The organism is Collimonas silvisoli (assembly GCF_018305005.1).
In the GTDB taxonomy this organism is placed as follows: Bacteria; Pseudomonadota; Gammaproteobacteria; order Burkholderiales; family Burkholderiaceae_D; genus Collimonas; species Collimonas silvisoli.
Window position 1 is genome coordinate 24,190 of sequence record NZ_JAGQEG010000067.1, and the last position, 8,212, is coordinate 32,401.

Below are 8,212 nucleotides of genomic sequence, written 5' to 3' on the forward strand. Positions count from 1 at the left end.
TTGTCTCCTTGCTGTTCTGATCCATGATGTCAATCCCGCCGTTCAGGCAGCTTGCGGTTCCACCTGCTGGGCGCCGGTCGCCAGTTCGATAATGTTTTCCTGAGTGATTTCGCGCCCGGAATGGCCGCCCAGCTCTGCCACCAGTTGTCCTTCGCGCATCACCAGCACCCGGTCCGAGGTGCCGACGATTTCCGGCAGTTCGCTGGAGATCACCACCACGCCGATACCCGCCAGCGCCAGCTCGTTGATGATCCGGTAAATTTCCGACTTGGCGCCGATGTCGACGCCGCGCGTCGGCTCATCCAGGATCAGCACATGCGGCTTGATTTCCAGCAAGCGCGCCAGCAATACCTTCTGCTGATTGCCGCCGGACAGCGCGCCGACATTGATGTTGGGCGAGGCCACCCGGATCGCCAGCGATTTGATCGCCGCGCTGGCGCGTTGCGCACCGCGGCGGCGGTCCAGCACGCCGCCATAACCGGCGTCGGGCACGCAGGCGCAGACGTTGATGTTGTCGCGCACGCTCATGTCCAGAAACAAACCCTGCGATTTACGATCCTCGGTCAGGTACACCACGCCGGCACGAATCGCATCGACCGGACCGCGCAGCACGGCGACTGCCTTGCCGGCCACTTCCAGCGTGCCGGAAATGCGCGGATCGGCGGCAAAAATCAGGCGCGCCAGTTCGGTACGGCCGGCGCCGACCAGGCCGGCGATGCCCAGCACCTCGCCCGCATGCAGATCGAAGCTGCAGCCTCTTACGCGGCCGCCATCGGCCATGTCGCGCACCCGCATGACAACATTGCCGGGATCATAGGGCGCATGTTCTTTCTTGTAGAAACCGGACAGATCGCGCCCCACCATCATTTTCACCAAGGCCTCGGCCGACAATTCCTCACGCGCCAGCATGCCGACGTGCTTGCCGTCGCGCAGCACCGAAACCCGGTCTGAGAGTTCGTAGATTTCAGCCATGCGATGGCTGATGTAGACGATCGCCAGGCCTTCCTGGCGCAACTGCCGGATCAATGCGAACAAACGATCAGTCTCACGCGAAGACAACGGCGTAGTGGGTTCGTCCATCACCAGGATCCTGGCGTGGGCGTGGATCGCGCGGGCAATTTCCACCAACTGGCGCTCGGCGATGGACAAGCTGCTGACCTTGGTCTGCGGCTTGAAATCGGCGCCCAGGCGGTTCAGCACATCGACGCATCCCGCTTCCATCGCCTTGCGGTCGACGGTCCAGCTCCGTCCTCGTAGCTCGCGGCCGAGATAAATGTTTTCCGCCACGCTCAGATTGGGGCACAGGCTCAGCTCCTGATAGATGACGGCGACGCCATGTTCCTTGGCGGCACGCGGACCGTAGCTGTGCACGCGCCGGCCGTCGATGCGGATTTCGCCGCCGGCGTCGGCCTGGTGGGCGCCGGACAAGACTTTCATCAAGGTCGACTTGCCGGCGCCGTTCTCGCCCATCAAGGCATGCACTTCGCCGGCAAACACGGTCAGATCGACCTCTTTCAGTACCCGCAAGCCGCTGAAGGTCTTGGAGATGCCGCGCATCTCAAGGATTGGTGTTGCGCCTGGTTCAGGTTTCATGAACAGCCCCTCGCTTTGACTGACCGATCAGTTTTTTTTCAAAACTCATCAAATCGATAAAACAGTTTGTGGAAGCAGCTAAATAAGCAGATGAAGATATTGCAAACCGATCAGGAAGCCGCCGCCAGCAAGCATCTTGCCGAGAGCGACCGTTCAATATCGATTCTTGAGCAGAATGTGGGGCGAGAGCGTAGTGCCTCGTTTGGATGCGGGATTTTCATTTTGTCTCCTTGCGTCTTTATCTTTTACCTAGGCCGCATAAGCACCGGAATACGGTTCGCGCCCTGATTTGCGGTCAATATTAGATGAAAGCAAGCGCTTGCGCAAGCGCTTGCTTTTTTTGATATTTAGACAATGCAAGCGATCAGGACAAAAAAACACCTCCACGAAGGAGGTGTCGCTTGCCAGCTAAAACCGCCTGGCGCGGGGCATCGGAACGGATCAGTTGCCGGCCACGGTCATGCTTTCAATCAGCACCGAACCGGTCTGCTTGGTGCCGCGGATCAGCGTATCGGCGCCGATGGCGACGATCTGCGCCAGCATGTCTTTCATATTGCCGGCAATCGTGATTTCCTCGACCGGGTACTGGATCACGCCCTTTTCCACCCAATAACCGGAGGCGCCGCGCGAATAATCGCCGGTGACGTAGTTCACGCCCTGCCCCATCAATTCGGTCACCAGCAAGCCGGTATCGAGCTTCTTCAGCATCGCCTTGAAATTATCCGAGGACTTGGTGAGCGAAGAAGTCATGCTCAGGTTATGCGAGCCGCCGGAATTGCCGGTGGTTTTCATGCCCAGCTTGCGCGCCGAATAGGTCGACAGGAAGTAACCCTGCACCACGCCATCCTTGACCACGTCGCGGCGCTGGGTCTTGACGCCTTCCTCGTCGAAAGGCGCCGAACCGACCGCGCCGATGACGTGCGGGTCTTCCACGATCTGGACATGCGGCGCAAATACCGATTTGCCCAGGGTATCCAGCAGGAAAGTCGATTTGCGATACAGCGCGCCGCCCGACACCGCCTGCACGAAAGCCCCCAGCAAACCGGCCGCCAGCGGCGCTTCGAACAGCACCGGACATTTGCGGGTATCGAGCTGGCGTGCGTTCAGGCGCGCCAATGCACGCTCAGCAGCGTAACGACCGATCGCTTCCGGCTTGGCCAGCTGCTGGGGATCGCGCATCGACGAATACCAGTCGTCGCGCTGCATGTTGCCGCCCTTGCCGGCGATAGGCGCGACCGAAATGGTGTGACGCGAGAACGGATAGCCGCCCATGAAACCGCGTGAATTCGCGCAGACAAAGTGCGATTGCTGGGCATACACGCCGGCGCCTTCGCTGTTGGTGATGCGCTTGTCGACGGCAAATGCCGCCGCTTCGCAACGTTTTGCCAGTTCCACCGCCTCTTCCGCCGAGATCAGCCACGGCGAACACAGTTTCAAATCCAGCGGATCCATTTCCAAAGTATCAACATCCGGCAAGCCGGCGCAATCGTCTTCGGCGGTAAAGCGGGCGATGTTGTAGGCCGCTTCGACCGTGTCTTGCAGCGCCTTGGCCGAAAAATCGGAAGTGTTGGCGTTGCCGTGCCGGGTATGACCCTCCTCGCCAAGATAGACGGTGACGCCCATGCCCTTGTCCTTGTTTTGCTCGATCGTTTCGACGCTGCCCTTGCGCACACCCACCGATAAACCGCTGCCTTCGCTGATTTCGACGGCGGCGCCGGAAGCGCCTTTTTCCCGCGCATAACGCAAGACATCCTGCGCCAGCTGTTGCAATTGCTCTTGACTATGGATAAATACGGAGTCGCTCATGGGTCGGTTTTCTTTGAATAAGGTATAAAACGGTTATCATAGCAGTCGTTTACAGTATGGAAGTACCCTTAACATCATGCCAAATCCCAATCGGGGCTCCTGCGGCTTTCAGTCCAGCGAGTTCGAACAAGAATACGATCGTCCCTCCAAGTCCCAGCTCAAGCGTGAGATGACTGCGTTGCAGAAGCTCGGCGAAGAGCTGATCGCCGAATCGCGCGACCGCGTCAAGCGGGTGCCGATGCCGGAAGATGTGCGCGACGCCATCCTCGAATGCCAGCAGATCAAGGATCACGAAGGACGCCGCCGCCAGACCCAGTACGTGGGCAAGAAAATGCGCACGCTGGAACCGCACGAAATCGCCGAAATCCAGAAAACCCTGGATAGCTGGAGAGGCCTGTCGAAAGCCGACACCGCCGCCATGCATGCGCTGGAACGCCACCGCGACCGCCTGCTGAAGGACGATAGCGCGCTGACCGAATTGCTGGCGCATCACCCGGAACTGGACGTGCAGCACATCCGCACCTTGATCCGCAATGCCCGCAAGGAACAGGCCGAGAACAAGCCGCCCAAGGCTTATCGCGAAATTTTCCAGCTGCTGAAACAATTGCAAAAACCCTCAGCCGACCGGGATGGCAAGGGCGATGACGAAGCCGATGACGAAGACCAGCAAGATGAGCACAACTAGTCCTGGATCGAAGCAAAGTTTGAAGATCGGCCTGGTGTCGATCTCTGATCGCGCCAGTGCCGGCGTTTACCAGGATCAAGGCATCCCTGCCCTGCAAGACTGGCTGGCGGCTGCGCTCACCAGTCCATGGCAAGTCGAAACCCGCCTGATCGCCGACGAACGCGCGCTGATCGAACAAACCCTGATCGAACTGGCAGACCAGCACCGTTGCGACCTGGTGCTGACCACCGGCGGCACCGGCCCGGCCCGGCGCGACGTTACACCGGAAGCCACGCTGGCTGTGGCGACCAAGGAAATGCCTGGTTTTGGCGAACAGATGCGGCAAATCAGCCTGCAGTTCGTGCCCACCGCCATCCTGTCGCGGCAAGTGGCCGTGATCCGCGAAACTGCGGATCACGCGGCATTGATCCTGAACCTGCCCGGGCAGCCGAAAGCCATCAAGGAAACTCTTGAAGGCTTGAAAGATGCCGACGGCAAGCAAAAGGTATCCGGCATCTTCGCTGCGATTCCTTACTGCGTCGACCTGATCGGCGGCCCGTATATCGAAACCAACGAGGCTATCTGCAAGGCGTTCCGGCCAAAGTCAGCGATCAAACCGGCATAGACCAAGCTTCCTCATCCAACCTTTTTTCAGCGGACAGCATCCATGTTGCCAGCGGCCGTCTCCAAACCTCGCCTCGCCCAAGCCTTACTCCTGCCGCTATTGACGTTGGTGCTGACCCCGCCTCTGCAGGCGCAAACCCGGACCCTGCACCTGATCAACGAATATCCGGCAAGCTCGATCACCGCCGCCGCCGATTTGCAGTTTGCCGCCAGCGTCAAGCAATTAGCCGGCGACACGCTTATCGTCGCCACCGAACAGGAAGCACAGAACCCGTTCAAGGGCGGCGCCCAGGTCAGCGCGCTGAGCGACGGCAAGGTCGAGATGGCGACGCTGTTTGCCGGCATCATCGGCGCCAGCGATCCGTTCTTCCTGCTGTCTTCGCTGCCGTTCACGGCCAATAGTTTTGAAGACGCCAAAGCGCTCGCGAGTTGCGCTCAGCCAGAGGTTGAGCAGCATTTGCGCAAGCTCAACGCGCATCTGCTGTACGTCACGCCGTGGCCGCCGTCCGGCATCTGGTCGGCAACGCCGTTGACTGACCTGGCAGCCGTGCGGGCGCTGCGGATTCGCACCTATGACGAGAACAGCCGCGCGGTATTTGAGCAGGTCGGCGCGCAAAGCGTGAATCTGCCGTTTTCGGCGGTCCCGCCCAAGCTGGCTGCCGGCGAACTGAACGCGGTGCTATCGTCGGGCGACGGCGGCGCCGGTAACCGCCTGTGGGACCAGTTGGGCAATTTCAGCGCTGTCAGCTACTCGATCCCGCTCAGCTACACCGTCATCAACCAGGATGTCTGGCAGCAGTTGAAACCGGAACAGCAAGCGCTGCTGACCGAGGCCGCCCAGCGCACCGCGGCAAGCTCCTGGAGCAAGGTCAAGGATCGCATCGCAAGCAACTACGCCCGCATGCGCGAGCATAAAATGACGCTGAACCTGACGCCGGCGCAAGAAATACAAGACGGCCTGCGCAATGCAGCAAGAAGCCAGGTCTCGGCCTGGCAGCAAAAGGCCAATGCCGCCGCTATCGTCGGCCAGTGCCTCAAGGGCGCGCCCCAATAAACCGACAGTCCTCGCCGATTAATTAGTCACTTCACACCCGGAACATCTCATGTCAAGCACTCTGGAAACCCTGGAAATCTCCACCTCTGCCCCCCCCACCGCAGCCGTGATCTGGATGCACGGTCTCGGCGCCGACGGCTCCGATTTTGTCCCTATCGTCAAGGAGCTGGATCTGAGCGGCTGCCCCGGCATCCGTTTCGTGTTCCCGAGTGCGCCAAGCATGCCGGTGACCATCAACAACGGCTACGTGATGCCGGCCTGGTACGACATCCTGGCCACCGACCTGACACGCCGTGAAGACGAAGCCGGCCTGCGCAAATCGCAAATTGAAATCGAAGCCTTGATCGCGCAACAGATCGCGCTCGGGATTGCGGCCGACAAAATCGTCGTCGCCGGTTTTTCGCAAGGTTGCGCGATGGCGCTGCAAACCGGTTTACGCTATCCGCACAAGCTGGCCGGCCTGATGTGCCTGTCCGGCTACCTGCCGCTAAGCGACAAGACCGATGCGGAACGCAACGCCGCCAATCAGCACACGCCGATTTTCCAGGCCCACGGCCGGGTTGATCCAGTGGTGCAGGTCGACCGCGCAGAAAAATCGCGCGATTTGCTGAAACAACTCGGCTATCAGGTGGAATGGCATGAATACATGATGCCGCACTCGGTGTGTGCGGAAGAAGTTGCCGATATTGGTAACTGGTTGCGCCGCGTGCTGGCTTAAAACAGAGCACTGCGCGCAACAAAAAGCCCGCTTTGCTATGCGGGCCAAAACACCAAACTTGCTGTTGCGTACGAATCCCTCATCTGATCGCCGTTGCCAGACCTGCCGTAATTACCCGATGGTCTATTAGATTACGGCAGCAAGGCCAAGCATTTCGTGATGAAATTTTTCTCCACTTGTACTTGGCCTTATTGACTACTTCCTATGCAACATTGCAATTATTGCACTATTGATGTAGAAAATTGGCGCCCAAATTATCATGCTGGGACCAGCTCCGCTTACTTCACACACTTCCTCCATAGTCAGTTCTCGGATCCCGCCTTTCGGCACTTCACAATTTAACTCATTCATTTCACACATCCTCATTAAATCCGGCAAAAATTTGCCTGCCTAAACTTAACAAGAAATGTTGTATTTTCAACCATTTATTTGCTATCTAAGAATATTTACGTCAAATCTTAGCGCCCCACATCGCTCGCTAATGGAGAATTAGCGAGCGTAAAGCCGGATCAGCGAATACAACTAAAACACTGCCAATCAGAAGTAGCAGAACGACAAATCCCCATGTCTTTAATCTTTTCATTTGTGCCTTTCCCAATAATTCAAACAAGGTCATAGAAAGATTGCGCCACTCGGTATTTTACTGTCTTTTTGATAACAATCAGATATTAAGATAGCCACCGCAGGTATGACGGTGACATTTGGATCAATGCTAACAACGTTGCGCCGACGCACCAACAGTTCAGTATGGCCGTGTGCTGGCAGATAAAGAAATCTTTTAATTTGTGATGCTCGGCCCCTACCTCCGCAAGAAGGCGAATCACTCAATTAAACATCACAACAACTGCGGCGCATAACCTGCTTCCCTGATAGCGTCAGCCAACTCGTCGGCCGTCGCCTTGCTCTCAACCGACACAGTCCGCCCTTCTATCTTGATATCCACCCTGGCGCTTGCATCGACACCGTGGATGGCTTTGGTGATGCGGCCGGCGCAGTGGCCGCAGGTCATGTCCTGCACATTGAATTCGATCATTTCTTGCTCCATTGGTTACTGCTTACAACTATAAACCTTCCCATCGTAGCAAGGTCAAGCTCTACTGGAAAAACGCAAAAATCAAATGTTCAAAGTGCACCGGTGCGCCTCGCAGGCGGCTTAGTTCAAGCCGTTCTTGCCCTCGATTTCACTGGCTTTCAAACCGCCCAGACGTGCGTGCAGGCGACCGCGGGTCGCTACTGCAAACGCCACCACGATTTCATCGGGATTCGGCGCATCGAAAAACTGGGTAGTCACGGTGTCGTAGTGCGACGGCACATACAAGGCATTTTTATGCGCCAGCGGAATATCCAGTTCGGTACCGGGCACGCCACGCTTGCCGGACGACGGGATCCAGGCCTTGCCGCCGCCGATTGCCTCGCGGATCGGCATCACCATGGCTGGCGTCAGGAAGGCGTTGCCGTGCTCGTATTCGCCGCCGATGCCGACGATGCAAGCCTTGCCGTAGCTTTCCACCTGATCCTGGCCCAGGGCGGCGACGATGCGGCGGCCGAACTCATGGCCCAGCGCCGGCGAATTGGCCAGGATCAAGTCCAGGTTTTCACTGAAACGCCCAGCGTAGGGATTGTGGACGGCGGCGGCGATCACGATCTTGCGCAGCAAGCTGCCGTCGGCCAGCACTCCGTTTTCATTGGCCAAGGTGTCGTCGATCTGGGTGTACCACTTGCGGATATGATAATTCTGGAAATTTGCTGGTTT

At 58.0% G+C, this 8,212-nt stretch carries 8 protein-coding genes; 4 read left to right on the top strand and 4 right to left on the bottom strand.

The window, feature by feature from the left end:
• Positions 1 to 42: 42 nt before the first annotated feature.
• Together KHU33_RS17655 and pmbA are read right to left on the bottom strand one after the other, a co-directional pair.
• Positions 43 to 1,593 carry a sugar ABC transporter ATP-binding protein gene (locus tag KHU33_RS17655; protein ID WP_211465275.1) on the bottom strand — a complete coding sequence of 517 codons (1,551 nt, stop codon included), beginning with the start codon at positions 1,591 to 1,593 and terminating at the stop codon, positions 43 to 45.
• Between the two features lie 441 nt (positions 1,594 to 2,034).
• Entirely contained in the window at positions 2,035 to 3,399 is a 1,365-nt protein-coding gene (pmbA, locus tag KHU33_RS17660) for a metalloprotease PmbA (protein ID WP_211465277.1), read from the bottom strand.
• Positions 3,400 to 3,475: 76 nt separating this feature from the next.
• Here pmbA and yjgA point away from each other — a divergent pair, with 76 nt between their 5' ends.
• Genes yjgA through KHU33_RS17680 form a run of 4 tightly spaced genes read left to right on the top strand, consistent with a single transcriptional unit; the run spans position 3,476 to position 6,459 of the window.
• A complete protein-coding gene (yjgA, locus tag KHU33_RS17665) occupies positions 3,476 to 4,084 on the top strand; it encodes a ribosome biogenesis factor YjgA (RefSeq protein WP_211465278.1) in 609 nt (202 codons plus the stop codon).
• Positions 4,071 to 4,688, top strand: coding sequence for a molybdopterin adenylyltransferase (mog, locus tag KHU33_RS17670; RefSeq protein ID WP_211465280.1), 618 nt, complete (start codon positions 4,071 to 4,073; stop codon positions 4,686 to 4,688). The genes yjgA and mog overlap by 14 nt, the downstream gene beginning before the upstream one ends.
• A 42-nt stretch (positions 4,689 to 4,730) precedes the next feature.
• Positions 4,731 to 5,741: a TRAP transporter substrate-binding protein gene (locus KHU33_RS17675; RefSeq protein ID WP_211465282.1), complete on the top strand. Its 1,011-nt coding sequence runs from the start codon at positions 4,731 to 4,733 to the stop codon at positions 5,739 to 5,741.
• A gap of 49 nt (positions 5,742 to 5,790) precedes the next feature.
• Positions 5,791 to 6,459 (top strand): alpha/beta hydrolase, encoded by a 669-nt coding sequence (locus KHU33_RS17680; protein ID WP_211465284.1) that lies wholly within the window; start codon positions 5,791 to 5,793, stop codon positions 6,457 to 6,459.
• 835 nt (positions 6,460 to 7,294) lie between these two features.
• On the opposite strand, the gene KHU33_RS17685 is transcribed toward KHU33_RS17680, so the two are convergent.
• Both KHU33_RS17685 and KHU33_RS17690 read right to left on the bottom strand, forming a co-directional pair.
• Entirely contained in the window at positions 7,295 to 7,492 is a 198-nt protein-coding gene (locus KHU33_RS17685; protein ID WP_211465286.1) for a heavy-metal-associated domain-containing protein, read from the bottom strand.
• Positions 7,493 to 7,612: 120 nt separating this feature from the next.
• Positions 7,613 to 8,212 (bottom strand): amino acid synthesis family protein (locus tag KHU33_RS17690; protein WP_211465287.1); only part of this gene is annotated, 600 nt, incomplete at its 5' end.

What these genes read in the sequence shown, in the direction of transcription:
- KHU33_RS17655 (WP_211465275.1), bottom strand. Translation starts at nt 1,593, where the DNA reads ATGAAACCTGAACCAGGCGCAACACCAATCCTTGAGATGCGCGGCATC.
- mog (WP_211465280.1), top strand. Translation starts at nt 4,071, where the DNA reads ATGAGCACAACTAGTCCTGGATCGAAGCAAAGTTTGAAGATCGGCCTG.
- KHU33_RS17685 (WP_211465286.1), bottom strand. Translation starts at nt 7,492, where the DNA reads ATGATCGAATTCAATGTGCAGGACATGACCTGCGGCCACTGCGCCGGC.
- yjgA (WP_211465278.1), top strand. Translation starts at nt 3,476, where the DNA reads ATGCCAAATCCCAATCGGGGCTCCTGCGGCTTTCAGTCCAGCGAGTTC.
- pmbA (WP_211465277.1), bottom strand. Translation starts at nt 3,399, where the DNA reads ATGAGCGACTCCGTATTTATCCATAGTCAAGAGCAATTGCAACAGCTG.
- KHU33_RS17680 (WP_211465284.1), top strand. Translation starts at nt 5,791, where the DNA reads ATGTCAAGCACTCTGGAAACCCTGGAAATCTCCACCTCTGCCCCCCCC.
- KHU33_RS17675 (WP_211465282.1), top strand. Translation starts at nt 4,731, where the DNA reads ATGTTGCCAGCGGCCGTCTCCAAACCTCGCCTCGCCCAAGCCTTACTC.